Here is a 26,676-nt window from a genome sequence, read left to right on the forward strand (position 1 = left end):
TCGTCAGGCTCATAACCTGAAGGTCACAGGTTCAAATCCTGTCCCCGCAACCATCCGAAACATACAATCGGCGCCTTCGGGCGCCTTTTGTTGATTTGCGCTGTTGCGCGCCCCCGCAACCAACTCGAACATACAATCGCCGGCGGCGCCCTCAGGCGCATCGCCGCCCTCGCTGCAGCGACTTGTGCTGACCCGCGCAGTCACCGAACGGCCGCCCTGGCTCACGTCCGGGCGGCCGTTTGCAATGTGCAGGATCTGCGCAAGGCGACCATGCACCAGCAGGTCCAGCCCGCGACTTTCCGCCCGTGGCTCGGCCGTGATGCGCTCGATGAGGTTGCGCAGCGCCAGCCGCGCCTCGCCACCCTCCAACTCAGGCGTGTTGAGCGCCTCGACCAGCGTCTCGATGTTGCGCCGATAGGCGTCGGCAAGGTTCGGGTGCAGCGCGATCGCAGGAGCGACCTCGACATCCTCCAACTGCCGGTCGATCTCCTCACGCTCGGCGAGTGCCGCCAGCAGTCGCTTCTTCATTTCCACATAATTGCCGACGCCATCTGCCATCATGTCGGTCAGTCGCTCGATACGCCCGGTCACCTTTGCCCTGTTCCGCTCGATCTTCGCGTGACTGGCCGCAGCGGCCTTACGGCTCGCTTCGCTAGCAAGACGGTATTCTTCGATGAAGGCGGCGACGAGGTCGGGCTGGAGCAGACGATGGCGTAGCGCGTCCAGGATGCGGTGCTCGAGCTGGGCGGTGCCGATGGTGCGCGTGTTGGTGCACGTCCCCGTCGCCCGAGAGGTGCTGCAGCCCCACCGCTCTGCCCCGACGACCGTAAACGAACCGCTGCAGACGCCGCACGTGATGAGGCCCGATAGCAGGCGTTTGGAAGGTTGCCGGCGGATGCCGGCCGTCCGCTCGGGCGCGCCCTCTATCGCAGCGACCGTGTCCCACAGCGCCTGATCGAGGATGCGCAGCTCGGGAACCGCCTGTACCTTCCACTCGCCCTCCGGATTGGGGCGCGACACGCGTTTGCGCGTCGCCGGGTCGCGGACGAACCGCTGGCGGTTGAACACGATCCGCCCGATATAGAGCTCGTTGTGAAGGATGCCGTTGCGCCGCTGCCGGCTGCCGCAGATCGTCGAGATGCGCCACGGGCCGCCGGTCGGCCCCGGAACGCCCTCGCGGTTGAGCCGCTTCACGATGAAGCTGGTGCTCCGGCCCTCCGCGCGCCAGGTGAAAATGCGCCGCACGACTTCGGCCTGTTCCGGCACGATCCGTCGCCGCCCGCGATCGATCTCTCCGTTGGCGAGCACCTGGACGTCGGCCTCGTAGCCGTAGCACAGCCCGCCCGGGATGCGGCCAGCCGCGACCCGGCCAACTTGGCCGCGCCGCGTCTTGTCCGCGAGGTTCTTCAGGAACACCGCCGACATTGTGCCGGTAAAACCGACCTGGAGTTCGCTGATCAGCCCCTCGGACACCGTCACGAGCCGACAGCCCGCGAACTCGACCCGCTTCCAGATCGCCGCGATGTCCTCCTGGTCGCGGCTGATCCGGTCAAGCGCCTCGGACATGACGATGTCGAAATCCGCAGCGCGTGCGACCATGGCGTTGAGGCCGGGGCGGTCGCGTGTCGCGCCGGAGAGCGCGAAGTCGGGAAACACTTCGACGACGGTCCAGCCCTCGCGGGCGGCCCGTTCGCGGCAAAGCCGGATCTGGTCCTCGATCGAGCGCTCCGACTGCCGGTCAGAGCTATAGCGGGCGTAGATCGCCACTTTCATGCCGGTGGTCGTCATCCGAACGCTCCCATTTTGCTCGCAGGCTCGCCGGCCGCGGTGTTCAAAGATCGTCGGGTGATCGCACGACTGCGCGGACGCGCTCGGCATCCTTGCGCGCCAGGTCGCGAGCCAGCGCCTTGACGAACGCCAGCAGTTCGGGGGGCGTCGAGGCCGGGATAGGATGGGTAGGCTCCACGCGCTCGGCAATGCGGCGTTGCCATGTACGCCAGCCATGTAAGTCCCGCACGATATGGATGGGGTGGCTCTGCCGCCGGGAACGGCCTGGAAGCCGGAAGGGAAGAGCTGGAGTGATCCGGCGGGAGCCGGGGAAAAGGAGAGATCGTCATGTCCATGCTGCTCGTCATCGCCTTCGCCTGTCTTGCCTGCCGCATTGCGCCGCGCCTGCTCGCCGAGTTGGTCGCAACCATCGTCGGCATGGTCCTCGTCCGTGCCGGGCGTCGCGCCCGCCGGAGGCTGCTGGAATGCGCTTGTCCGGTTGGCGCCGCCGGCTGGGACCGAACGCCGACCCGTGCCGAGCGCCGGGCGTTGCGGCGTGGCTTAAAGGCTGCTCTCGACATGACGGTGTTCACGAGCCTGTTGCCGCACGTGGCGGTCCGCGCGCATAAGCTCGCTGCGTTCTGAAGCCGCTGCGATGGTGACGGGCGCGCCGGAGCAGACCAACGGGGCAGCCATGACAGGAGCAGGGGGTTCGCCGCGCGCCATCGCCGAACGACTGCTGGCGACGGTCGATCCCGCGGCTTGGCAGCTGACCGGCAAGGCCGCGGCGTTCAGGATAGCGATTACGGGAACCAGCATCGTATTCGATGCGAGCGCAGCTTCCGTCGGACAGGCGTTCGAGCAGCTCGCCTTCGCGGTCGAAGCGCGGATCGCGTTCGAGCGCGCCCACGCCATGCTGGCGGCGGCACCGACCGCCGGGCCGCTGCCCCTGTGGCTGGTCAGCGGATCGGACGTACTGGCACGCTGGCTCAGCTGGTCGGGATCGGGGAAGGCGCTCCGCAAGACGCTCCGCCTGAGCGACGCGCTGGGTCAGGCGCCTGTCTCCGGCCATCTGGCGCGGCGCGCGCGGCGGGAGCTTGGCCAGCACGCCGCCAGGATCCGGGTGCGGCAGGGCGTGGCCGTGGCCGAGGCGATCGAACTCGCCGAGCGCCCGGTCAGCGTCGCAGTGCTCGGCGACAGGGCGTGCATCCGCATCGATGTCGCCGCATTCCCGGATACATTGCTCGGTGCCCTGCAGCAGGACAGCGGGCGCAATGCCCCGCGCAGCCTCTCGGAAATCGTCGATCATCCGTTCATCGCCGCAGCCGACCTGAAGCTCGCTGGCGTGAACCATGATGGCGCGGCGGTCGTGTTCGAGGTGGAGAGCCACCAGGCGCCGCTCGCACCGGTGCCGAAGGAAGCCTGGGCCGTACTGCCGCGGGATGCCGATCCGGCGTACCCGTGGCGGCCGACCGCGCGCGAGATCCGCGAGCATGACCGGCTGGTCGAAGCGGGACGACGTCTGGTCGGCGGCCCGGCGTGAGACACGTCCGCTCGCTCACGCGCCCGCGGCGCGATCCGCGTTGATGATCGCGTTGCCGTCGGTCGCGTAAATGGCGTGATACTCGGCCTCGGTGTCGAGGTAGAAGCCGCGCATTTGTTTATACTGGATGACCGCCAGCGTGCCGGCGAGCATGTTGAGGTCGGCAACCTGGATGTTGCTGCGGTAGAGCGCGTCGTCCGTGTCCCCGGTCATCGGGATACGGTCATGCGCGTGGACGTGGTCGCGCATCATCGGGGTACTGGTGGTGACCCGGACCAGCCCCATCAGCCGGTCGTCGACGAGGCTGAGCCCGAGGCCGCAGTCGATATAGGGCAGGTCGCGAGTTTCGAGTGCCGGAATGATCGAGGCACGGGCAGCGACGCTGTCGACGCAGACGAACACGAAGTCGGCCTCGTTGAGCAGATCGAGCGTGTCGGCCGTAAGATGCACCGGATGCGCTTCGATGCCGGTATGCATGCGGCCATACACGCGCGCGAAATACTCGACCTTGGTCATCCCGGCCTGGATATCCTCGATCGCCATCGCGCCGGGCCAGCGAAAGGCATTGTGCTGCTCGGCCGCGTCGCCGTCGACCAGCAGGATGCGCGTCGCAGGCGTCTTGCTGACGAGATCGAGCACCACTGACCCGGTGCCGCCCAGGCCGACGATCGCGATCGTGCCGCCGGCGAGCCGGTCCGACACCGCCTCAATGCCGGCGCGCGTCGAGGCGGTGTCCGGGTAGACGAACGGGCTCGGGCGAATGCTGGCGTCCACGTCCTGCCGTCCTCAGCTGGCGAAGGTGGCGTTGACGTTGACGAGGAGGCCGTCGGCGAGCGGCACGACGTCGCCCGGCGTCAGCAGACCGGTCAGCGCGGTATCGTGCGCATGACGATACGAGACCGTCGCCGAGCCGGGGCTCTGCCCCTCGCGATCGGGATAGGCGATGCGCAGCAGCTGCGCGTAGCTGACGGTGCGGCCGCGCAATGCGGTCCAGCGCCCGTTAATCGAGATCATCGTGCGCCCCGCCGCGGCGGCGGGCTTCGGCGCGGAGCGTTCTGCCTCGCCCACGAGATACAGGGCGCGGCGGCGCGGCGCGACCGGCACCGGCAGGACGGACGGCAACAGGGACGTGCTTGCGGAAGCGGCGACGGCGGGCAGCATGGTCATTCTCCTTGTCTAGAAGGGCTCGGGGTCGGAACGGCTGTCGGTCGGGCGCAGGCATTCGCGCAGCGCATTGACCATATCGGCGTAGAGTGATTTGACGGAGGAGTAGGAGTAGCGGGACAATCGCGCGCTGATCCGCTCCCACGAACAGGCGCCGCTGCGCGGATCAACGCCGAGATCGCCCATCGCCTCCAGGCAGATCGACAGCGCCAGCACGTGATCCTTGCCCCCCGGGATCGGCCGCAGCGCGACGGCGTCCGCCTCCGGCGCGACCCAGGACGGAACACCGCGCTGGAGATCACGCTGAAGCACCCAGGTCACCTCGCCGAGATCGACATCGACCCCCAGCCGGTCCTCGCGCCAGCGGCGGCAGCGCGCCGGATCGAGCATTGCGTTGAGCCCGGCGAGGACGTCCTCACCGACCCGGTCGGCGCCAAGCACGGTGACGATGGGGTTGGCGCAGCGGGCGGTCGCCATTGCGATGGTGACGGACGACGCGCCGATCGCCTCGCCGACCTCGCCGGAAGCCGCGAGGTTGGCGGCGATGATGGGATCGGTGAGGTTGACCACGGCGTGCGGCACCCCGGCGACTCGGGCCAACCAGCGTGCGGCATGCGTGCGGCCCGCGCCGGGCACGCCGCCGAGGATCAGCGTGCCGCCGCCGAACCACGGCCGCTCGGCGACGAGCATCGCGGCGCAGCGTTCACGCACCCACGCCAAAAACTCGGGCTGGTGCTCGTGCATGACCAGAAACGGAATGCCGTCGGGCCCAAGCCGATCGCCGCCGAGCAGCGCGAACGGCTCGCCGAGTTCGAGCGGCAGCGGCTCGTCGCCCGAACCGTGGCCGACGATCATCGCAGGCGTCGCGGGCTGGAAAGTGGCGAGCGTCGCCATCAGTCGCCCCTCCACATCCGCAAGGGCCGCATGCCGCCGGCACCGCGGCCCTCTTTCTTCACGCGCCGCTCGGTCGCGAACATCTCGTCGACCAGCATCCGCGCGAGCGACTCGTCGCCATGTTCGGCAGCGTGATCGAGGAAGGCGAAGAACCGATCCTTTTGCCACCGCATCCAGTCGCACAGACGGTCGCGCTCGATCGCGCGATCGTACCGAATCGACCAGTCGGCCTCGTCGCTGCTCTTGCGCTGCAGTTCGAGCAGATGGCGGCCGTACTTGCCCTCGCGCGCGTAGAGATTGACGATCAGGCGGTCACGCGCGCGCTTCGCCTCCGCCTCCAGCGCCTCTGCGCGCTCGGCCACGGCCGCGGCGACGCGCGCCTTGGCAAGGTCATCCAGGGCCGCTCCGCCGAACATCATGGTGAGCCGTCCCAGGAAGGTGATGTCGAGCTCGCCACCGTTCACCGCGTTCAGCAGCGCATCGCGCCCGTCGTCGTCGGCGAAGCCGCAGCTCCAGATGACGACCGGTTCGGCATGGCTGCCGCGCGGCTGGACCAGCAGGTCGAGCACGTGATCGCCCTGCATGCGCTCGCGAAGGCAAAAGGCGCTGTCGCGCGTGTCGAGGATCGTTTTGCCGTGCATGTCGTAAAACAGATACGATCGTGTACTTTCCTTGTCAATGCTTCTGCTTGCCGGCCAGCGGCGAAGCGGGAATGCAGCATCCATGGCCGTCGTCCCCGCTTCTCGACTGACCCTCCGCTACGCCCAGGCCGTGACCGTGCTGATGGCAGCGTGTGGAATCGATCCCGCCGCGCGAACGGCGTTCGCGGCGCGCGTCCGCCAGTTGCAGCGCCTCGGCGTGCCGCCGCATCGGGAAGGGCAGGGCGGTGGGCCCGCATATGGGCTCGCGGAATTGGCGGCGTTCGCCACCGCTGTCCGGCTCATGGCGGCGTTCATGGTGCCCTCGCTCGCCGCTCGCTACGTCATCGAGTGCTGGCCCACATTCGCCCCGGCGCTCCTTGCCGGGGCGAGGGAGGCGCTGCCGGACTCCTATCTCGCCCGACGACCGCTCGGCGACGAGACGGTCATCGTCATTGCCCCGAGCGCGCTCGGCGACCTGGGCCGACAGGGCCGTCATGACGAGCGCTACGCCGGTACGCTCGGCGACATGGCGGTGCTCTCGCCGGCATCGGTCTTGGACACGGTCCGAAACATCGGTGGCGGTGTCGTGCTCGACACCACCGCGTTCATGCCGAAGCTCGTCGCCGGCTTCGTCGAGGCCGCGATCGCGACCGAGCAGGATGCGATGCGCGAACTCGATCTGCTCCGCTTTGCGACCTGGAATTAGCACCCGGGCGCGCAGAGGACGGTCCTCAAGCCGTTGCCCTTCGACGGAGCGGCGCAGGATACGAAAGGATACGTCGTGGCGATACGCGGCGCTCCGCCGGGAATGCGTCCGGTGAAATCGGTTGAGAGGCGGTTCGGCTGCCACCACGACCCTTGTACGTGATCGGCAAAGCGCCGCTTCTGTTCGCACATGGCACCGAACATCACGACCATCGCGCTGACCATGGTCGCCTCGGACGTGCCGTCCTCCCTGAAAAAGTGCGGACGACCCTCGACGAAATACACGTCGGCGTCTTTCGACAGGACGTGGTGGAAGAGCTTGGTGTCGGTCTTGGCGGGAACCAGGCAGATGACTGTCTGCACCTTGCGCTTCGACCACTGGTCGTGTGCGCGCTCGAGCCACCGCTTCTGGTTCGACCAGGGCGGGTTGACGAACACGACGTCCCCTGACCAGTCGTCGCGAAGCCCGTCGTCGCCGCGGCGAACATCGAGATACGCGCGCGGACGAACCGCGCTCGCCGGATGCCAGCAAGGATCGAAGTCGATTCTGCCGAAGCTCCGTTCGACCGCGCGGACAAACGCGGGGGAGGTAAAGCGATTGTCGCTGTCCTTCAGCACGATCGCGTTCACGGGTGTCTTCGCATTGCGGGCACGGATAGCCATACGGGGCTCCTCATCATCAAAGATTTGAAGAGACCCTGGCACCTGACAGCCCGGTCCGACCCGTTACCGGATCCACTGCCTCCCGATCGGGATAGGCATGCCGGCCGCGTCGACAACGGCTGGCGTACAGCGAGCCAGGTATGCTCGCGTTATTGCCGACTCGGCCAGTCCCCGGCGAGGGGTCGACGGCGTCTCGACGCAACGGATGCCCGTGGTGGTATATCTAGGGTCATGATCAGCATCGTCAAGCGTTTAGCGACCAAACTCGATGGCTGTGCCCGATCCGATCCGTAAGCATTTGCCGACGGGGCAGCTTAAATATGCAACGAGGTCTCTTGAGGTAAGTCGACCCAGTTGCGGACATTCAGCGTTGCCTGAGCGCTCACCAAAATCTGCCATCGGGTCACCTCGGCTGCAGGGTTGGTCTGGATATAGTGCTGCTGCTTGAATGGCGCCGTGCGGTGGCCCCGCTAGCGGACTTATGAACCGGGACCCCGGGATGACCGCCGTTCGATGAAGCCATGCAACAAGGTGCCGGCAAAGTCTTGCGCATCGATGCGAGCGCCCCGTCGCGCAGTTCGCCCGCAGTCCAGAGCGACAGCGCCAGAGGCAAAGGCGAGCAGCCTGGCAAGCAATGTAGCGCCTAATCCCGCCGGGCTGCGATTAACCCTTCTCCTGCGCCTAGCGCGAGCGTCCAGCGCGCCTAGACCTGTCCGGGCGAGAACTGGTGGTGATGCCGGGGCAAAACTTGGCATCCCAACCCATGACGCCTTTTCCGAATTTTCGAGGCGTTGCCGTCTCGCGATGGTCAGCGCACGGAAGTTGCGACATGAATGAGACCCGCGGCAGTGATCGGCGCCTATGCACGCCACACCCTATGGAGATCGTCCCGTGCCATACGCTGCCCTGATCGACTGGTGTGGCCCCTTCCACACGATTGAGGCGGCCTGCGCGGCTGTAGCTGAGGGTGGCTATGGCGAGGCACTCTACATGGCCATCGGGTCAAAGCTCGGGCAACGCGTCACCCACGTTCAGTACGTCGGCATAACCGGCGATCTGACCGGACGGTTCAACGGCAAGCATCCCATACAGACGCTGCTGCGCGCCAAGTCGCTCCGACTCTACGTGGGCATCGTGACGTCGCAGTCGGTCGCGGGAAAGAAAGCGTCGCACCACGCGAAGATCCCGCTCTATCTTGCCGAAAGTGCTCTCGCATTCCTGCTGGAGTTGCCGCTCAACAAGGACAAGCGCTGCAATCCACCAAAGGACTCCATCGTCGTTGTCAACCGATGGTACCGGGAGGACTTCGCCACCCGGCGCCGGCGCCAACCCCACGCGACTTGGCCCGACCTGGTCGAGTACGACGGGTATGAGGGCACTGGCGACATCGCTTGGCACGGCGGCCGTCGCGAGCACGTCAATGCCGACATGATCGAGGAGATACGGTCACGCGCGCGCCACGAACTCGCCAAGGCGCGCGCCCGGAAGGCAAAGGCTGAACTCGCGCTCCTGACCTGGGACGAGAGATATGGCGTGACGTCCAGTCCGCGGTACGCCACCGCCTCGGATTGACCCGGACGAACTGGTCGCATCCGAAGACGGTCTCGCCGACATGGACGAGGCACGCACGCCGTCCGCCGTCGTCCTCAGTGACGGCGAGGCGAGCGAAGCGGTGACGAGCGCCGACCTGCAGTTCGCGGAAGACGCGTTGCACAATCTGATCCAGGCGATGGACGAATGGCGCAGCGATGCGAACCAGTCGGCTCCGGCATGATACCCGCCATCGCGTCCGCGCTCGACGCCATCGTTGGAAGCGTGACCTCGCTCGTTAGCGCGCGGGGTGCCAGGCGGGCCTACGAACTCTACATCATGACCGGCATCGCAGAAGGCCTGGCGAGCGCGGGATGCGCAGTCCGCGTCCAGCGCTGCGACGGGACGGCGATTCTATCGCATGACGCTGATCGGCGCATTCATCAGCGGGGTGGCGCGCCAACCGGGGTGTCCGGGGCCTTGCAGGGTCCGCACCACGCCAGTTCATTCGTATTCCGAACCCCGGGTTCGGCCCGGCAATGGGAGATCTGGAACGGCATCCAGTTTGTCGGCCGCAGCGCCGGCAGCCACGAGATAGATATTTCCATCGTGCCGCGAGCGGTGGGGGTAGCCCTTCGGGGAATGCCGGGCGGCGGCCTTCCGATAGGTAGGCCCTCCTTGGCGATAGAATGCAAGGACGTGAGCGACCCGGGCAGCGGAGACGAGATGCGGGCGTTCGTCGCCCGCCTGTACGACCTGACGATCCTCCGAAGCCATACGAAGGTCCGGCATCTTCCGAAACCACTGCGTGCGATCAGCCCCAGCAGCGGACCGAGAACCGTGGCCCATGAAACCTTCTGGACCGGCAATCGGGAGACGTTCAACGTGATCGCCCGGCGGACCGGCTTCGCTAAAGGCGCCGCGGCCATGACGGCGTACTACGCGATCCAGCCCCATGGCCCCGTCGCACCTGGGACCGCGGCGGACACCGCGCTGATCAACGCCATAGTCGGCTGGATCATGGCCAACCTAGCCTGACCGACCGCAGCCAGGCCACCACAACCGACACTCGAAAGATCGATGGCGACGCAGCTACGGCGTCTAGACCTTGTTTGAACGGGATGGGCGGACTGGCAGGATCGCCGTCGACCTGACGACCAAAGCGCCGAAACGTCGCGACACGACCTCTCTGACTGAACCCTGCTGTCTGAACGCACGAACAGTTTGACCTGATAGGCTGCGCGCTGTAGCTACAGGACAGCATCGGATGCGACGGTCGTAACAAGGTTCGCGTGACTGCGATCGCGTGAAACAAGCAGCGGGGGGTTCCTTCTGAAATGGCGCAGTTAGGTGCGGTAGTAATCCCCTGCGCGAGCAGGAAGCGCTGGACAGTCGCCCCCGGCCTGAGCGCGTGCGAATTACCGCGGGGCGACCAGGTCTTGGTCGCCGCCGAGTGGATGTCGCGCCTCCGCACGGCCGCTACCCAGGGCGACGCGAAGTCGCTCTACATGGGCCGAGGCTTCTCCCTCGGCGCGAGCGCCGCCGCTCACGCCGCCGTCCCACTGTTCGTGGTGTCCGCGGGGCTGGGCGTCGTGGCGGGGACACGCGCGGTACCAAGCTACGGCCTGACGGTCGGGACGCGCACCGACGACGCGATCGGACCGCGCATGACCGGCGGCATCGATTCAGCCGCATGGTGGCGGACGGTCACCGGCGGCCCATTCTCCATGCAGTGGCAGTCGGTGGTCGAAGTTGGGGGGCTGGTCCTCATTGCGCTCAGCCAGGCCTACGCCGGCCTGATCGCCGAAGACCTGAGCGCGATGAACCCGATCGACGTCCGCCGCATGCGCTTCTTCGGCACGGGCTTGGACCAGGTGCTGCCCGCCGCTCTCAGGTCGAGCATCATGCCCTACGATGCGCGCCTCGACGCGTTGTGGCCCGGGACCCGGACCGACTTCGCCCAGCGCGCGCTCGCGCACTTCGCAAAGGCAGTCGTTCATTCCGAGGACCCCGCCGACGACGCCGCTGCCGTGTCGCGAGCGCTCCAAGACCACCGCGCGCCCGAAAGGATCGAGCGGCCGCGCGCCGGTGACGACGTGCTGATCATGGCGATTCGCCGCCACCTCCGCGCGACCAGCGGCATTGGCCGCATACTGCGGCGCCTCCGGGAGCAGGACCAGATCGCGTGCGAACAGCGCCGCTTCACGCGCCTGTACCATGCCGCAGTCCAGCAGGGTGCCGTCCAATGACCAGGCCATCGTGCATTTTCATGCATGCCGGAGCACGTCGATGAAATTCGTATTTGCCGACTCGCTCGACTTCGTCGATCCGGCTTTCGACTTCATCGCGGACCGCAACGGCGCGCGCCGCACGATCCACCGCGACGATCAGTTCCCGCACGAATACCTTGATGTCGCGCCATACGACGGGATCCTCGTGTCGCGTGGCATCGTCGGCGACGTCCTTCACAACGGAAAGTACTCGGAGTCGCAGCTCATGCGATTCCGGCGCGAGGGCGCGCGGCGCTTCCTCCGCTACATGGAGAGCGACTTCCCCGGCAGCATGATGGTCGGCGACTGCGGCGCCTTCACCTACCGCAACATGGCGGAGCCTCCGTATAAGGCGGCCGATACCGTGGAGTTCTACGCGGACGGCGGCTTCTCGCACGGCTGCTCGCCCGACCACCTGATCTTCGACTTCGACCAGGCCGGCGCCGACCGGCCGCGGTCAGAGGTGCCCACCGACGTGCTCACCCGCTTCGACGTCACCCTGCAGAACGCTGCTGAGTTCAAGGTCGAGGCCGCCCGTCTCGGGCCGGAGTTCACACCAATGGGCGTCATCCAAGGGTGGTCGGCTTCGAGCATGGCGGACTCCGCCACGGCCCTTGCACAGATGGGGTACGACTACCTGGCGGTCGGCGGCACGGTGCCGCTCAAGATCGACCAGCTTTGCCGCGCGCTAGCGGCGATCCGCGCCGCGATCCCGCCGGGCGTACGGCTGCACGTGCTCGGGTTCGGCAAGATCGAGAACCTCGCTGACATCGAGCGCCATGGCGTCGCGAGCTTCGACACGACCTCGCCGCTCGTGCGCGCCTTCAAGGACGCCAGGAAGAACTACTGGGCCCGGACCGAGGGGGCCCTCGACTATTACACCGCTGTCCGGATCCCGCAGGCGATCGAGAACAACCGGTTGAAGACCAAGGCTATGCGCGGCCAGGTCGACCAGGAGGAGATCAAGCTGCTCGAGGCGACGGCGCTCGACTCCGTCCGGGCGCTCGCCTCGGGAGGGGGCGGGCTCGATGCGGCACTCGACGCGGTCATGGCATACTGGGCACAGCTGAACTGGACCGAAGAGACGTCTGAGATCCAGCGGCGGATCACGATGGCGAAGCAGCGCACTGTCTACGAGCGCACGCTTGGAGACAGGCCGTGGGAGACCTGCTCCTGTCGGGTCTGCCGCGAGATCGGCGTCGAGGCACTAATCTTCCGGAACTCGAACCGCAACAAGCGACGCGGGATGCACAACCTCCACGTCTTCCACGAGCACCTCAAGACCTTCAGGACCAACGCCGAATGACCGACAAGCTGACCTTCACCGTGGTCCTCCCCCGGCAAAGCGAGCGCCACAAGGTCTTTACGTTCGCCGCATCTGCATCGGAGATCTCGCGCTTCGCGCGGATCCAGCGTGCGGGACGCGACGACGACGGTGCCCTGCGCGGCTTTCAGCGTCCGCAGATCGCCGGCCACATCCGTGAGATCAGGGATTACTTGGTCAAGCCGAATGCGATCTTGCCGAACCCGATCGTCGTTGCCTTCACGGCCGGGGCGAAGCTGACGCCGCTCGTGTTGCCGGAACCCGTGCCGCCGCGGGGCAGGCGCATATCGGTGCGCAGGTCGCCGAGACCCAGCGGACTGGGAACCCTCACCATCGATCTCTCGGCTGGTGCCCCGGGGCTCATCGTTGACGGGCAGCAGAGGTTCACGGCCCTGTCGGAGATTCCGGACGGCGACTTCGAGGTGCTGGTGTCCGGCTTCCTTTGCGAGGACGACGAGGAGCTGCAGAAGCAGTTCATCCTCATCAACAACACCCGGCCGTTGCCCAAGGCCCTTGTCTACGAGCTGCTCCCCCAGGTCGGGGACCTGCCGTTCAGGATGTCCAGCCGTAGTCAGGCGGCGCTCGTCACGGAGAAGCTCAACTACAGCGAAGGCTCCTCGCTCCGGGGCCTGATCAAGCAACAGACCAATCCCAAGGGTATCATCCGCGACACGGTTCTGCAGCGCGTCATCATGAACTCGATTAGCGATGGCGCGCTGGGGCTCTATGCCGACAGCGACCAGCTCCTGCTCGACCGCGGCGCGACGCTCATCAGCGAATTCTTCCACGCGGTCCGACACATCTTCGCGAGCGACTGGGACGGCAAGACACCCAAGACCTCCCGCCTGGTCCACGGTGCGGGCGTAATCGCGATGGGGTATGTGATGGAGGAGATCCACGCGTCGACGGGCGCTACGACGCGCGAGGCGTTCGCGGACGGACTGCGGCTCCTCAGGGGTCGGACCGCCTGGAGCGAGGGGGAATGGACGTTCGGCGACGAGCGCAGGCGCTGGAACGGCCTACAGAACGTGCCGGCCGACGTTCGTCAGCTGTCCATGCACCTCGTTCAGGAACTGCGCCGCGCGCATGCGCGGTCTAAGGTCCGGGTGGCCTGATGGGCTACGCCGTAAAGGAGGTGTTCTACACGCTGCAGGGTGAGGGCATGAACGCTGGCCGGGCGGCGGTGTTCTGCCGCTTCGCCGGCTGCAACCTGTGGTCAGGCCGCGCCGAGGACCGGCACCGCGCCGTCTGCGGCTTCTGCGACACCGACTTCGTCGGCACCAACGGTACCGGCGGGGGACGCTTCGGGTCCGCCGACGACCTCGCCGACGCCGTCGAGGCGACCTGGCGAGGGTCGGGCGCGGCGCCTCGCTTCGCGGTGCTCACCGGGGGCGAGCCCCTGCTTCAGGTCGATGACGCGCTGATCCGAGCGCTGCACGCCAAGGGCTTCGAGATCGCCGTGGAGACCAACGGGACGATCGAGCCGCCCGAGGGCATCGACTGGATCTGCGTCAGCCCCAAGGCGCTGCCGCTTGTCGCGCGGCGCGGGGACGAGCTGAAGCTGGTTTACCCGAACCCCCGTCTCTCGCCCGCGGACGTCGAGGGTCTGGGCTTCCGCCACCTCCTCCTCCAGCCGATGGACGACACCGATGCCGCGGCGAACACGGCCGCCGCCGTCGCCTTCTGCCTCGACAACCCGCACTGGCGGCTCACCCTCCAGAACCACAAGCACGTGGGGATCCGCTGATGCACGAACTTAGCAAGCAGTTTCGCTTCGACGCGGCCCATACCCTTCACCGGGACATCGACGCCGAGCCGAGCCGGCGCGTGCACGGCCACTCGTATCGTGCCGAGGTGGTCGTGAGGGGTAGGCCGGATCCCGAGACCGGCATGATCATCGACCTCGGGCACTTCGAGCGCTTGCTGGAGGCGGCCCGCGACGGCCTGGACCACCGGTTCCTCGATGATGTGCCGGACCTCGGCCCCGCGACCATGGAGAACCTGGCGGTCTGGGTCTGGCGCACGCTCAAGCCTACCTGTGCGGGCCTCTCCCGAATCGTTATACACCGCGACTCCAGCGGGGAGGCGTGCACCTACTATGGGGATTGAACTCTTGGATCGAACCGCTCTGGTTCTCTTCTCCGGCGGCCAAGATTCGACTACGACGCTCGCCTGGGCGCTCGACCGGTACGATCACGTTGAGACCGTCGGATTTGACTACGGGCAGCGCCACGCGGTCGAACTCGAGGTGCGATCCGTCGTGGCAGACGGCATCAGGAGAAGTTTTCCCGATTGGGGCGACCGACTCGGCGAAGATCACATGGTCGACCTCCAGGTCCTCGGCCGGATCAGCGAGACGTCGCTGACCAAAGGAATGGCCATCGCCATGGCCGACGACGGCCTCCCGAACACCTTCGTTCCCGGCCGCAACCTCATTTTCCTGACGTTCGCCGCAGCGGTCGCCTACAGGCGGGGGATTAGGCACATCGTGACCGGCGTGTGCGAAACGGACTACTCCGGCTACCCGGACTGCCGCGACGACACGATCAAGGCGATGCAGTTGGCCCTTAACTTAGGCATGGACACTCGGTTCGTTTTGCACACTCCGCTGATGTGGATCGACAAGGCCGAGACTTGGGCACTCGCCAAGCTGCTGGGCGGCGACGAACTTGTGGACGTCGTGCGCACGCAGACGCATACCTGCTACGAGGGCGACCGCGAGCACATTCACGACTGGGGCCACGGTTGCGGCGCGTGCCCGGCATGCGAACTACGCGCGACGGGCTACCGAGGCTACTTGGCTCGCCAACAAGCCTGAGATCAATGCAGCGAGCCGCGCCTAGTCGTCGACGTTCCCCGCCGGACTGAACAGCCTGACCCGCCTGACCGCGTCCGCGGGAGGCTCGCCGCCCTCGCGGAGCAGGCGCTTCATCTCGCGGATCCCCTCTTCGATGAGGGCGCGCCCGGCCGAGGTGTCGAGACTCTTAAGCGTCCACGGCTGCGTCCAGAACTCCGACGGGATGCCGCCGACCAGCGCCTGAGCCGTACGGGCCGCCTGCGAGCCGTTGTCGCCCATCACCGGATCGGTAGTGAACGCGGGGTCGAAGTCGGAGCGGAGCTTGTCCACGACCATCTCCGACACTTTCTGGATCGTCGCCTTGAGCATTAGGTTCGGGAACTCGCCGGCATTCGCAAAGGTGACACCGTAGAGCCCAAAGACCTGCTTCCAGATCGCGTAGAGCACCGCTAGCGCGTCGCCCTCGTCGTCCCTCGTCTCCGGGAACGCCCGCACGATCGCGCGGAGCGAGTTCTCCAGGGCGGTCGGCGGGACGAGGTGCACGCCGTCTGCGTGGCGGTTGTTCACCCAGTCCACCATCTTGTGGAAGGGGCTCTCGGGGTCCTCGTTGAGCACGTCGACCGCGCTCGCGAACTGCGGCGCGGTAATGGACGCCTGTGTCAGACGCGCTTTCAGCGGACTCTCGATTGCCTCAAAGTTTGCGATGAGCGACTTGAGGTTGCTGGTCGGGACCTTGTGCGACTTGTTGTTGATGGTGACGAATTGGAAGGCGCGCTCGATCGTCGGCAGGTCGATGAAGAGGCAAATCGGCACCAGCACGTCGCCGTCGACCTCCGACATACCTTTGAGGCGGTGCTGGCCGTCGATGATGAACGCCGAACCGCGAACCTCCGGGCCAAACGTGATCCGCGTGAGGCCGTCGCCGAGTTCCTCGAGCGCATAGGCCTTCCTGCCGTCCACGTCCGCGGCTTGGGCGACGCGCTCTACCGTGTCGTCGAGGGCGATTGTCACACTGGTCGGGATGACGTTGTTCGGATTGGCGGCGAAGAACTTTTTGATTTGCCGCCATCGCGACTCGACCAACTCGCGCTGCACGTTGCCGGGCCCGAGCCTGATGTTGTCCGCCTCGGCCCAGGTGACGACCTCCTTCGCCGGAGCGACGAAGACGAGGAACTCGGCGGTCGCGCCATCACGCTGACGCACCATAAAGCCAGTGTAGCTAGTCACGTATCTTGATCCCCTCATCGAGCATATCGCCGTCCTCGCATTCGCCGCACGCGACCTGAACGTTCGTGAAGTGATAGGCGTCGTCTACGTCCCGCCTGACGAGGTAGAGGCGCTCGTCCGCCGTGTCGTGGAACTTCTTGCCGCAGCGCGCGCACGCCCCGCCCTGACGCCAGAGCAGCGCGAACTTGATCCTGCCGTCGAACACCTTTGCCACCTGGACCGGATTCAGCGACGGGCTTTGCGACATCTCGATCGGAAAGTCGGCGAAGCTGAGGTTGACGTCCTTGTACTTGTTGCAAGATTCACAGCAGGCGGCGAGATTGTCGGAGCCACGCCCCCCTCCGCGTGCCTGCGGGAACAGGTGGTCCAGTTCGAACGACCGGAACGCTTCCTTCTCCTCGTCGGGATCGTGCACGGCGTCATCGCCATAGAACAGCCTGCGGCCGCATATGTAGCAGCGATGCCGGCGCGCGCGCGCGAACCCTGTCACTCTTGCCTTCTGAACCGCAGTGAGCGTCGCTCCCCGGCGTTCGATGCGGTCGACGATCCGGGTGAGCAGGTAAGAGATCAGCGCCTGCCTCTCCTCCGGTAGCGCTATCACGTCGTCGACGGCGCGCCGGATCGCCTCGGCGCGCGTCTCGTCAGGCAGGGCGGCGTTCGCAGCGCGCGCCTGCTTGGCGCGCACCACGAGGCGCGAGAGGAGGTGGTTCACTAGCCGGGTGCGGACGAAGTCATACGCCTCGCGATCGACGATGAACGTCGGCACCTCGAGCCTCACTTCCGAGGCGAGCAGCGTCCACAACTGCTCGCCCCAATTCGTGGCCTTGTCCGGCGCCTCCTCGCGGATCCTGTACTCTCGGCGCAACGTAATTCCGTTAGGCTGCAACCCCACTCCCCCGATATGTGGCCGACGTGCCGCGGACGTGCTACACGGTCCCCTTCATCATCCGCGACTAACTCACGGGGAGCAAGATCCTGCCAATCCACCGTGGCCATTATCTCGACTGTCGCTCCGACAGGTCGAAGGTGCTTCAGATCACACTCGATCTCCGCTTGGCCGACCGTCTGGCCATCCACATACCGCTGATATGGATCGGCAAGCCGCCCACGTGGATACCTTCCAATAAGCCCGGAGGCAGGCTCCCTAGTTGAGCTGATCAGAACCGGACCCCCAGCCCTGTCGCTGCAAGGTGCACGGCGGAATGGTCGTCTGCGATACGTCCGCAGCGCCCGTCGCGCCTGCGAACTCTCGCAGACCGGCTGGAAAGCCTACGTTGCCCGTTGTTAGTCCGGTGCATGCTGACTTGGCCTGCGCGAATAAAGCGGTAAGGTCTGCTAGCGGCTGAGTAACAGCCGCTTAGGGGGCTGTGTGCTGTTCCGAGGCATGCTGGTGTCGCTGCCAGAGGGCAGGGGTGTGGGGAAACTCGAAGGGGTCGACGGGGATACCTGCTCCGTCGCGATCTTCCGTTCAATCATTCAATCCGAAACGGTGCAGTTTCCCGTGTCGGACCTGACCCGCGCCTATCTGAGTCCTCAAACGCGGGTTTATGTCCAGGACGGCGAGCGATTTCGGGTCGGCCGAGTCGCGGACTTCCTGACGGGCGACAATGGCCTAATCGACTATGAGGTGCGGTTCCCGAACGGGAAGCGCGCGGACTTCAGCGAACTCAAGCTTTTCCTCCGCCCGTGGAGCGCTCCGGACGATCCCGCGGAGGTGCTGGCGAACGGCGGCGCGGAGAGCCAGTTTCTCCACGACCGCCGCCAGGCGGCGATGCTGCCTTTGTTGAAGCTCCGGGGCGCGGCACAGGGGATGACCGCGCTCGTCTCGGCGGGTATCGATCTCGCGCCCCATCAGGTCGCTGCCGTCCGTCGCGTCCTCACCGATCCGGTCCAGCGCTATCTGCTGGCCGACGAGGTCGGGCTCGGTAAGACGATCGAAGCCGGATTGATCGCCCGCCAGCACCTAATCGACGATGCTGAAACCGGCGTCCTGGTGGCGGTTCCGGCTCACCTTGTGGCGCAGTGGCAACAGGAGCTTCGGACCAAGCTTCGCCTAGACCAGTTCGACGGGATGGTGGAGGTCATTACCCACGCCGATCTTGCTCGGGTTCGACAAGCCCCCGATATTCTGATCGTCGACGAGGCCCATCATCTCGTCGGCGTCGAGGCCGGCCCGCTCGCGCCAGCCTCGGCCAAGCTCCGCGTCCTCGCCGACCAAGCGCCTGTCTTCCTCCTGCTCTCCGCGACGCCGGCCCTCGGAGACGAAGCCCGCTTCCTCGCCCTGCTCAACCTGCTTGATCCTTCCTCCCATCCGCTCAACGACCTTGAGGGGTTCCGCCGCAAGCTCGAAGGGCGACGGGAGATCGGGCGACTACTCCTCGCGCTCGATCCCGAGGTGCCGAAGCTGGTCCTGCGCCAGCGGGGCGCCGAGATAGAGCGGCTCTTCCCAGACGATCCGGTGATCGCCGATCTCGCGCCAAGGCTCATCGCGGCAACCCGCGAGGCACCGGCCGACTTGCCCGCGCTCTGCGCCGCGCTGAAAGGTCATATCGCCGACAGCTACCGCATTCACCAACGTCTGATCAGGTCACGCCGGGCCGACGCCCAGGGTTGGGAGTTCACGCCGCGTGGGCACGACGATGGTGGCGAGCCCAGTTTCGCGCACGTCCGCGTCGAGGCGGACGCGAGTTGCTGGGTCGAGCCGCTGCTGCCACTCTTGGAGGAATGGCGGTTCGGCGTCCTCGATGCCGCTGCAGGCCAGGAGGAGGCGCTCGATGCGGCGTCGCGCCGATATGCCGGAATCCTGAGCGCGATGGCGGAAGGACGCGCGACCCTCCTTGCCTGGATCGCGGAACAAGGCTCCCGACAGGCGTTCACCGATGAGCCGGATATTCTAGCGCGGCTCGCGCGGCTCGCCGAGGAGGCTGAGACGGGCGGCATCTACGAGACGGCGTGCGAGAGCACTCGCCGGCTGGTACGCAGCCTCCGCGGCGAGGGAAGCGCGCCCAAGATCGTCGCGTTCTCATCTTCGGCCGCTGAAGCTTCCGCCTTCGGTGCCGCGCTCAGCGCCGTTCTGGACGACTGCGAAGTCCTGCTGCTCACCGGCGATGGAGCGGCGCGCAACGAGACGATCCTGGCGGCTTTCGCGTCGCCTCGGAAGCCCGCGGTGCTGGTCTGCGATCGCAGCGGCGAGGAAGGGCTCAACCTCGCCTTCGCCGACGCGATCGTCCACCTCGATCTCCCCCTGTCAGCCGCGCGGATCGAGCAGAGGATTGGACGCCTCGATCGGTTCGGAAGGCGCAACGGCGTGGTGCGCCACCGGATCGCGTTGCCGGCCGACGAGGACGACAGTCCTTGGACGGGATGGGCCGACTTTCTCTGCCAGGGTCTCGGTATCTATCACCGATCGATAAGCGACGTGCAGTTTCTGCTCGACGAGATCGAGCGCCGGCTCTTCCGGGTGCTGCTTGAGGAGGGGCCTGCTGGCGTGGAGGCGCTCTCGGTCGAAGCACGTGCGACGATCGCCAACGAGCGCAGGTCTCAGGACGAGCAGTACGCGCTCGATCGCATCGCGCTCGCTGAGGAACCGGTCGAGACGTTTATCGCCGCGCTGGAGGAGGCCGAGGAAGACGAGGCGAAGCTCGAAGAAGGCGTTGACCGGTGGCTGGTCGGCGCGTTGCAGTTGAAGAAGCGGCCGTTCGCCTGGCCGGAGCAGGACCCCTTCAAGTTTTCGGCGGTGAAGGAGACGCTGATCCCGCGGCAACCCTGGCTCGAGGCGTTCGGGTTGGGGGAGGAGCGGCCGCTGACGTGGAGGCGAAGGATCGCGACAAGCCATCCGGAGGCGATGCTGCTGCGGCCCGGTTCGCCATTGATCGACGTGACCGAGCGGTTCACGCGCTGGGACGATCGCGGAACGGCCTTCATCACCTGGCGGACAGCGCCCGAATGGACCGACGATCCCTGGCTCGGATTTCGGCTGTGCTTCGTCGTCGAGCCTGACATCCCCGTCTCCGACATGTTCGCGCCGAGCCGGGTCGAACTCGCGTCGATCAGGCGGGCGCAGCGCTATCTGTCGCCCCGCTCGCTCGTCATCCACGTCGACGGCGATGGCGAGGTCGTCCAGGACCGCACGCTCTTGTCGATCCTCGATCGTCCCTACCGGAACGCCAGCGAAAGCGTGGGCCGGGACGGTGACGTGAACCTCTCGAGTCGACCGCAGGCCCTGGCCGGCGTGATCGATCCGGCCACCTTTGCCGCGCTCTGTCGATCCGTGCGGGATCGGACGCGCGACACGCTCGTCGCCGAGCCGACGCTGCAGGACGCGATCGCGACCGGCGTGCGCCTCGCCGGCGCCGAGATCGAACGGCGGCGAGGCCGGCTTCGGCAGCGGCACGCCACAGGCGACGCGGCTGCCCGCGCCGATCTCGAGCTGATCGAGGCACTCCTGCCCGGCCTTGCCCGTCCGGCGGTCAAGCTCGATGCGATGGGCTGCTTCATCGTGTCGCGCCGAGCACCGCAGATTTCCTCGCATGACTGAACTCGCCGGCGGGGATGCGTTCGAAGCGCTGCGCGGCCTGCTGGCCGACGCGGGCGAGAGCAACTGGTGCGCTTCGGCCGAGCCGTCGATCGACCGGCTGCGGCTCGCGCTGGCGGAGCATCCTCCTCGGGCAAGCGTGCTCGACCTGGCCGTCCTTCTCCGCCAGGCACTTCGTCACGAGGACGCCCGGCGCAACTACGAGGTCAGTCCCTGGGTCGTCGTCACGCATCCGCGTCTGGCGGGGTTCGCCGGCTGGCGAGATGTGGGGCTCGTGGGCGAGCAGATGTCGAGGGGCTGGCGGCTCAGCGCGCGGCCCTGGCGACCAGAGTGGCTGCGGGTCGCCGGCGGACAAGGCGTCGACGACATGGCCGCGAGCGAGGTCGTGCGCCGTTCCTTCGGCGGTCAGGACAGCGCCGGCGACCCGTTCCTCGCGGCGATCGGCCGGGAGACCTACCGCAGTCTTGGCCAACGGGCGGCGGTGCGAGCGGCGCTGTCGACGCCCCCGGGCGCGGCGCTCGTGGTCGCTCTGCCGACCGGCGAGGGCAAGAGCATGATCTTCCAGCTCGTCCATGCCGTCGGCTTCGTCGGAGACGCCCTGGCCACGGGTCGCGGCGTCACGCTCGTGATCGTGCCGACGGTCGCCCTGGGCGTGAACCACGAAGAAGAGGCGATCAAGATCTGCGCCCTTGCGCGCCCGCTGGCGTATCAAGGTGGCGCGGCTGCCGCCAACGCCGTCATCGCCGAGCGGATCGCAATCGGGACGCAGGGCCTGTGCTTCGCATCGCCCGAGGCGGCGTGCGGCCCGCTGCGCGCGGCTCTCCGCCAAGCGGCCGAAGCTGGCCTGCTTCGCGCGCTGGTGATCGACGAGGCCCACCTGGTGGACCAGTGGGGCACCGGCTTCCGCACCGAGTTTCAGGAACTCAGCGGGCTGCGACAGGAACTGCTCGCCGTCGCACCGCCTCAATCCGCCCTGCGGACGCTGCTCCTGTCAGCGACCCTCACCGAACAGTCGCGCGAGACGCTCCGGACGTTGTTTGGGATAGGCGGCCTTTTCGAGAGCGTCGCGGCGGTCCGCCTGCGGCCGGAGCCCGACTACTGGGTTGCCGCAGCGGATGAAGCGGCCCGAGAGGGCCGGGTCCTCGAAGCGCTTCATCATGCGCCCCGCCCGGCGGTGCTCTACGTGACGGAAGTGAAGCATGCCGAGGCATGGCGACGAACCCTCCTGGCAGCAGGCTTCCGCCGCTTCGCCATGTTGCACGGCAAGACCGGCCGCGAGCAACGGGAGCAGATCGTCGGCAAGTGGCGGGATGGGGCGCTCGACGTGGTCATCGGGACATCGGCGTTCGGGCTCGGCATCGACTACGCCCATGCCCGAAGCGTGATCCACGCCTGCGTGCCGGAGACGCTCGACCGCTTCTATCAGGAGGTCGGTCGCGGCGGGCGGGACGGACGCGCCGCGCTGTCGCTCATCGTCCCCACGCCGTCCGATTTCCGGACCGCCGAGGGGATCAACCGGCAGAGGGTCATCTCGGTCGATCGCGGCTTGGAGCGGTGGACGGCTCTCTTCGCCGGCAAGCGCCCGATTGGAGGCGATCGGGTGGCCATCCGGGTCGATGGCAGTCCCGGCACAACCGAAGACGACATCGACATGACCGGCGACTGGAACGCCGACTGGAACCTGCGCACGCTCGCGTTGATGGCTCGCGCGGGGCTGCTGCGGCTGCACGGCTCGCCGCCCGCCTTCGTGACGGAGAGCGGCGACTGGATCGAAGTCGAGCTGCTTGACGATGAGCATCTGAAGCGCGCCACCTGGGATCGGCGGGTCGAACCGGTACGCGCGGAAGGGCAGGCCGCCGCGTTCCGCAACCTCGACCTGATGCGGCGCTTCCTCAGCGACAGAACCTGCCCGGCCTCGATTCTGGAAGATCTCTATGGCCGGGATCGCGTTGCGCGCTGCTGCGGCAGCTGCGGGCAATGCCGCGCCGACCCTGCTGCGCGCCGGCCAACGCTCGCCACCGGGGAGCCTCGATCGCCATGGCGCCTGCCGCTGACGCCGATGATCGCGCGGCTGCTGGATGCGGACGGGCGGCTGCTCGTCACCTATGGCGAGCTTGCGAGCAGGGCCGAGAGCCGGCGGTTGGGCGAGACGTTCGAGCGGCTTGGTCGCTCAGGTCTCGCCAAGCTCGTCTTCCTTGGCCAGTCGCCGTTCGATGAGGAGCGATTGCTCCGCTTCGCGCGGTCGGTGCCCTTCTTCGTCAGTGCGCTTGCCTCGCTCGCCCACTCGCGCTTCCCCGCCGGACCCGAACTCGTGTTGGTGGGATCGGGTCAGCCACTCGGCGAGGCGACCTATGCGCCGCATCCGGATCGTGCCCGCATGTTCCTCGTCCCCGAGGGTCAGCTCGCGGCAACCGGTCACCCTCTTCGCGAAGTTTTCGGCGGCAGAACACTCACCCTCGACGAATTTCATGCAAAGGTCGCCGAATGAGCATCGTGACCAATTTCAACGCCGTGCCGAGCCGCCTGTTCAGCGTCTACGCGGCGGTGGCGGACGCGGAGAACGGGTTAGTTCGCGAGCAGCTCGAGGCTTGGGCCACGCCGCCCTCACTGTCGACCCGAGGCGGCAACGACGAGGACGGAGGGTCGTCGGCCCTGTTTACCAACTCGTTGAATGAAGTGCGCCGGCTCGGGCTCATCGAGGAAGACGGCGACCGTGTCCGCATCCCTCCGGCGGTCCGCGCCGGGGGAGCACGCGGCGCGGGCAGCGGCCGCGAGACCGAGTTCCTCGGTCACATGCGCGACATCCTGTTCGACCCAGACCGCGCGGCGGATGCCGGTCAGGCGGGTGTGCTCTACGCGCTCGCTTGGTTCCTGACCAAGAGTCCGCTCGAGCCGCTGAGCTTCTCGGACGCCCCGCAGAACCTGCTTCGCGACGATCTCGGCGCATTTGCGCCCAAGGCGGAGCTCAGCAGCACCAGCAGCTACCAGAACCTGCTTTACTGGGCCCGCTATCTCGGCTTCGCCATCATTCTCGGTGACGGTGCGACGCGCCGCGTCTTCCCCGATCCTTCCAAGGCGATCGCCGCCGTGCTTGAGAAGGCTCTGCCCGACGGGGACTGGGTGGACGTCGATACGTTTCTGTCGCGGCTGGCAGCGATTTATCCGGTGCTAGAGGGAGGGGGCATCCGCGAGGAAGTGGAGGGGGTGCGGACCGCCCCACCGCCGGCGGACGATCGCCTGTCGGTCGCATCGAGCCTCGCGCTGCAACGCCTCGCTGATCGGGGCGCGATCACTCTGGACGCCGTCGCGGATGCGAAGGCGAGGATCCTCGACCTCGGGAGCGGCACCAAGCGGGTAAGCCGCGTCCGTCGGGAGCCGGCCGCGTGATGCGCAACTATCTCTGCTGGGAGCCGGCGGCGGTCCGGCAGGTCATCAATCCCTTCGCGGAGCACATCCCGGACAGCCTGTTCCGTACCGTGCACAGCGACTGGGACCTGCAAGTCACCCCCCCGGTCGGCCAACGCTATCAGGACGTCGAGGCGGCGGCATGGGCGCAGATGACGCCGGCCGAGTTCCTCGACGACTTCCTGCGCGAGGATCGACCCCACGCGCTCGCCGCGATCCTCGGCGAGACGGGATCGGGCAAATCGCACCTCGTCCATTGGATGCGACTGCACCTGCGCGACGACGCGAGACGCATGGTGCTCGTGGTCCGAAAATCGGGCACCAGCCTCCGCGCGATCGTCAGCGAGATCATCGGGAAGTTGCCCGCCGATCAGCAGCGCCCTTTCCTCGAGACCTTCAACGCGGCCGGGGATGGCACGATGACCTCAGAAGGTCGCCGGCGCGAACTCCTTCATCATCTCGGCCAGGCGATCCGCGAAGATACGCCGACGTCGAGTGCCGACGAACTCGAGGAGGCGCTCATCGAGGCTCTGCCGAGCCTCTTTCAAGATCCCTACATGCAGAAGGAGCACTTCCTGCGGGACGGGCGCGTGGCCGCGGAGATCGTCGACCACATCTTCGAGCGCTCCCAAGCCAGCGATCGGCCCGACCGCCGCCGCGAGTTCACCGCCGATGACTTGGTTCTGGGGGGCCAGGACTATCTCAACGCCACGAAGCTCGCGCAATTCGCGATCCAGCTGATCGAGGCAGACCGAGAGAATCTGCCGGCGGCGGTGACGGTCATCAACCGCAACCTCAACAAGGCGATCGCCCGAACGCTCAGCTTCTCGGGTGATCGGGTCGAAGAACTCATGACGCGCCTGCGCGCACACCTGCGATCCCAAGGGCGAGAGCTGGTCCTGCTGGTCGAGGAGTTCGCGCGCCTGCAGGGCATCGACCGCGCTCTGCTTCAAGCCATCACGACGCAGGGCGATTCCGGTCAGGGCGAGACCGGTCTCTGCCGGATGCGGACCGCGATCGCCGTTACCCCCGGCTTCTTCGAGAGTGTCGAGGACACCGCCTATCGACGGACCACCCACATCGTCGACATGAACCGATCCGCTGGGCATGCGGACGGACAGACGCCTACGCCTGCCTCGGTCGCGGCGTTCTCGGCCCGGTATCTGAATGCGGTCCGTCTTGGACGCGAGCGGATCGAGCGATGGAGCGAAGCGGCGGGGCCTGGGGACGCGGCGCCATCGCAGTGCGTTCACTGCCCTTATGTCGTCGCATGCCACGCGACGTTCGGCGAAGTGGACGGCTACGGCCTCTACCCGTTCACCGAGCGAGCGCTGTGGCTCGGCGCCGAGCGTGTCGACCGCGCCCAGACCGGAAGGCTCAACCCGCGCACGATCCAGAACGACCTCCTCGTGGAGGTGCTCGACACGTTTGCGCCGACAATAGAGGCGGGCGAATATCCGCCGCTCCGCCTGCTCGACAAGCTCGGCGGCGTTCGCGCGTTGCCGCTCGCCGCCGAGACGGAGTTGAAACGCAAGAACCCTCACGCCGCCGGGCGCTGGATGGCCCTACTCGAAATTTACGACGGCACTGGGCAGGTCAAAAATCTGGCCGAGCCCCTCCGCGACGCTTTCGCTATCCCGAGCATCCCGGATGCCAGCCAGGCTGCGGCTCCGGGCGCCGCCGTGCCGCCCCAACCTGTTCAGACGGCGAAGGCAGAGGCCACGGCCAGCGCCGAGGACCTCGCCATCCAGGCGTGGATCCGGGGCGGCGGGCTCGATGCCACGGTCGCTCAGAAGCTACGCGAGCTTGTCTACGCCGCCGTCGTCGAGGCCATCGACTGGGACATGCTCGGGCTCTCGCGGACTTACTTCGCCGGCCAGGGCAGAGCCTTTCAGCAGCGCACCAGCATCAGCTTCGTCCGCCAGAATACGAAGGTCGCGAGCTACGCGCAGGTTCGTCTGGAGGTCGACGCCGATCCGCAGACCGGTCAAGCACTGCAGGGCCTGCTGCGCGCCGCCAAGGAAGGCTTTCGCTGGCAGTTTGAGGGTGCCGATCGCGCGCTCTCAGCCTTGCTCGACCGCGTTGAAGGTTGGGCGCAGCAGGTCGTCGCCCAGATCCAGACGCTCAGCACACCACATGAGACATGGGACCAAGCCAGTGCAGCGCTCAGCCTCCTCTGCGTCGGTGCGGCGATCGGCGGGCGATTGAAGGG

The 26,676-nt window shown here is 66.9% G+C and carries 25 protein-coding genes; 16 read left to right on the forward strand and 9 right to left on the reverse strand.

Annotation, left to right across the window (positions count from 1 at the left end):
• Nucleotides 1–9: 9 nt before the first annotated feature.
• Complete coding sequence (locus AX685_RS07895) at nt 10–1,788, reverse strand: recombinase family protein (RefSeq protein WP_066487282.1); 1,779 nt, start codon at nt 1,786–1,788, stop codon at nt 10–12.
• Between the two features lie 43 nt (nt 1,789–1,831).
• Entirely contained in the window at nt 1,832–1,966 is a 135-nt protein-coding gene (locus AX685_RS23335) for a hypothetical protein (RefSeq protein ID WP_269450473.1), read from the reverse strand.
• Nucleotides 1,967–2,115: 149 nt separating this feature from the next.
• Between AX685_RS23335 and AX685_RS07900 the strand changes: the two genes are divergently transcribed.
• Together AX685_RS07900 and AX685_RS07905 are read left to right on the forward strand one after the other, a co-directional pair.
• Nucleotides 2,116–2,412 carry a hypothetical protein gene (locus tag AX685_RS07900; protein ID WP_066487285.1) on the forward strand — a complete coding sequence of 99 codons (297 nt, stop codon included), beginning with the start codon at nt 2,116–2,118 and terminating at the stop codon, nt 2,410–2,412.
• A 10-nt stretch (nt 2,413–2,422) separates the two neighbouring features.
• On the forward strand, nt 2,423–3,310 hold the full coding sequence (locus tag AX685_RS07905; protein ID WP_066487287.1) for a hypothetical protein: 888 nt from the start codon (nt 2,423–2,425) through the stop codon (nt 3,308–3,310).
• A 15-nt stretch (nt 3,311–3,325) separates the two neighbouring features.
• Here the strand turns inward: AX685_RS07905 and AX685_RS07910 are convergent, their stop codons facing one another.
• Genes AX685_RS07910 through AX685_RS07925 form a run of 4 tightly spaced genes read right to left on the reverse strand, consistent with a single transcriptional unit; the run spans nt 3,326 to nt 5,937 of the window.
• Nucleotides 3,326–4,084: a ThiF family adenylyltransferase gene (locus AX685_RS07910; RefSeq protein WP_066487289.1), complete on the reverse strand. Its 759-nt coding sequence runs from the start codon at nt 4,082–4,084 to the stop codon at nt 3,326–3,328.
• A gap of 12 nt (nt 4,085–4,096) precedes the next feature.
• Nucleotides 4,097–4,471: a multiubiquitin domain-containing protein gene (locus AX685_RS07915; RefSeq protein ID WP_156445722.1), complete on the reverse strand. Its 375-nt coding sequence runs from the start codon at nt 4,469–4,471 to the stop codon at nt 4,097–4,099.
• A gap of 15 nt (nt 4,472–4,486) precedes the next feature.
• The gene (locus AX685_RS07920) at nt 4,487–5,368 is read right to left on the reverse strand and encodes a hypothetical protein (RefSeq protein WP_066487293.1); all 882 of its coding nucleotides are present in this window, start codon (nt 5,366–5,368) and stop codon (nt 4,487–4,489) included.
• A complete protein-coding gene (locus AX685_RS07925) occupies nt 5,368–5,937 on the reverse strand; it encodes a hypothetical protein (protein WP_156445723.1) in 570 nt (189 codons plus the stop codon). Before AX685_RS07925 ends, AX685_RS07920 begins: the two co-directional genes overlap by 1 nt.
• 154 nt (nt 5,938–6,091) lie before the next feature.
• Between AX685_RS07925 and AX685_RS07930 the strand changes: the two genes are divergently transcribed.
• Nucleotides 6,092–6,715, forward strand: coding sequence for a hypothetical protein (locus AX685_RS07930; RefSeq protein WP_070321715.1), 624 nt, complete (start codon nt 6,092–6,094; stop codon nt 6,713–6,715).
• Here the strand turns inward: AX685_RS07930 and AX685_RS07935 are convergent.
• Complete coding sequence (locus AX685_RS07935) at nt 6,712–7,377, reverse strand: DNA N-6-adenine-methyltransferase (RefSeq protein ID WP_066487301.1); 666 nt, start codon at nt 7,375–7,377, stop codon at nt 6,712–6,714. The genes AX685_RS07930 and AX685_RS07935 overlap by 4 nt on opposite strands.
• Nucleotides 7,378–8,268: 891 nt before the next feature.
• On the opposite strand from AX685_RS07935, the gene AX685_RS07940 reads away from it, so the two are divergent.
• The 9 genes from AX685_RS07940 to queC all read left to right on the forward strand — a co-directional run bounded on the left by AX685_RS07940 (nt 8,269) and on the right by queC (nt 15,319).
• Nucleotides 8,269–8,949 carry a hypothetical protein gene (locus tag AX685_RS07940; protein ID WP_066487303.1) on the forward strand — a complete coding sequence of 227 codons (681 nt, stop codon included), beginning with the start codon at nt 8,269–8,271 and terminating at the stop codon, nt 8,947–8,949.
• A 40-nt stretch (nt 8,950–8,989) separates the two neighbouring features.
• A complete protein-coding gene (locus AX685_RS21490; protein ID WP_156445724.1) occupies nt 8,990–9,151 on the forward strand; it encodes a hypothetical protein in 162 nt (53 codons plus the stop codon).
• Entirely contained in the window at nt 9,148–9,945 is a 798-nt protein-coding gene (locus AX685_RS07945) for a hypothetical protein (RefSeq protein WP_066487304.1), read from the forward strand. Before AX685_RS21490 ends, AX685_RS07945 begins: the two co-directional genes overlap by 4 nt.
• Before the next feature lie 401 nt (nt 9,946–10,346).
• The gene (locus AX685_RS07950) at nt 10,347–11,156 is read left to right on the forward strand and encodes a hypothetical protein (RefSeq protein ID WP_156445725.1); all 810 of its coding nucleotides are present in this window, start codon (nt 10,347–10,349) and stop codon (nt 11,154–11,156) included.
• A gap of 40 nt (nt 11,157–11,196) precedes the next feature.
• The gene (gene dpdA, locus AX685_RS07955; protein ID WP_066487342.1) at nt 11,197–12,483 is read left to right on the forward strand and encodes a tRNA-guanine transglycosylase DpdA; all 1,287 of its coding nucleotides are present in this window, start codon (nt 11,197–11,199) and stop codon (nt 12,481–12,483) included.
• Nucleotides 12,480–13,616, forward strand: a complete 1,137-nt coding sequence (gene dbpB / locus AX685_RS07960) for a DGQHR domain-containing protein DpdB (RefSeq protein ID WP_066487312.1) — start codon at nt 12,480–12,482, stop codon at nt 13,614–13,616. Before dpdA ends, dbpB begins: the two co-directional genes overlap by 4 nt.
• Nucleotides 13,616–14,248 (forward strand): 7-carboxy-7-deazaguanine synthase, encoded by a 633-nt coding sequence (gene queE / locus AX685_RS07965; protein ID WP_066487320.1) that lies wholly within the window; start codon nt 13,616–13,618, stop codon nt 14,246–14,248. Before dbpB ends, queE begins: the two co-directional genes overlap by 1 nt.
• On the forward strand, nt 14,248–14,610 hold the full coding sequence (locus tag AX685_RS07970) for a 6-pyruvoyl trahydropterin synthase family protein (protein WP_066487322.1): 363 nt from the start codon (nt 14,248–14,250) through the stop codon (nt 14,608–14,610). The genes queE and AX685_RS07970 overlap by 1 nt, the downstream gene beginning before the upstream one ends.
• The gene (gene queC, locus AX685_RS07975; protein ID WP_066487324.1) at nt 14,600–15,319 is read left to right on the forward strand and encodes a 7-cyano-7-deazaguanine synthase QueC; all 720 of its coding nucleotides are present in this window, start codon (nt 14,600–14,602) and stop codon (nt 15,317–15,319) included. The genes AX685_RS07970 and queC overlap by 11 nt, the downstream gene beginning before the upstream one ends.
• Before the next feature lie 21 nt (nt 15,320–15,340).
• On the opposite strand, the gene AX685_RS07980 is transcribed toward queC, so the two are convergent.
• Both AX685_RS07980 and AX685_RS07985 read right to left on the reverse strand, forming a co-directional pair.
• Nucleotides 15,341–16,525 (reverse strand): DGQHR domain-containing protein, encoded by a 1,185-nt coding sequence (locus AX685_RS07980; protein ID WP_197418529.1) that lies wholly within the window; start codon nt 16,523–16,525, stop codon nt 15,341–15,343.
• Nucleotides 16,518–17,390, reverse strand: a complete 873-nt coding sequence (locus tag AX685_RS07985; RefSeq protein ID WP_197418530.1) for an HNH endonuclease — start codon at nt 17,388–17,390, stop codon at nt 16,518–16,520. The genes AX685_RS07980 and AX685_RS07985 overlap by 8 nt, the downstream gene beginning before the upstream one ends.
• A gap of 519 nt (nt 17,391–17,909) precedes the next feature.
• Between AX685_RS07985 and dpdE the strand changes: the two genes are divergently transcribed.
• The 4 genes from dpdE to dpdH form a co-directional block, all read left to right on the forward strand.
• On the forward strand, nt 17,910–21,062 hold the full coding sequence (dpdE, locus tag AX685_RS07990; RefSeq protein ID WP_066487333.1) for a protein DpdE: 3,153 nt from the start codon (nt 17,910–17,912) through the stop codon (nt 21,060–21,062).
• Nucleotides 21,055–23,547 carry a protein DpdF gene (gene dpdF / locus AX685_RS07995; RefSeq protein WP_066487335.1) on the forward strand — a complete coding sequence of 831 codons (2,493 nt, stop codon included), beginning with the start codon at nt 21,055–21,057 and terminating at the stop codon, nt 23,545–23,547. The genes dpdE and dpdF overlap by 8 nt, the downstream gene beginning before the upstream one ends.
• Nucleotides 23,544–24,446, forward strand: a complete 903-nt coding sequence (gene dpdG, locus AX685_RS08000) for a protein DpdG (protein ID WP_066487338.1) — start codon at nt 23,544–23,546, stop codon at nt 24,444–24,446. The genes dpdF and dpdG overlap by 4 nt, the downstream gene beginning before the upstream one ends.
• A partial coding sequence (dpdH, locus tag AX685_RS08005; RefSeq protein WP_066487340.1) for a protein DpdH occupies nt 24,446–26,676 on the forward strand: 2,231 nt, incomplete at its 3' end. The genes dpdG and dpdH, both read left to right, overlap by 1 nt.

The organism is Sphingomonas sp. CCH9-F2, assembly GCF_001556735.1.
GTDB classification, from domain to species: domain Bacteria; phylum Pseudomonadota; class Alphaproteobacteria; order Sphingomonadales; family Sphingomonadaceae; genus Sphingomonas; species Sphingomonas ginsenosidimutans.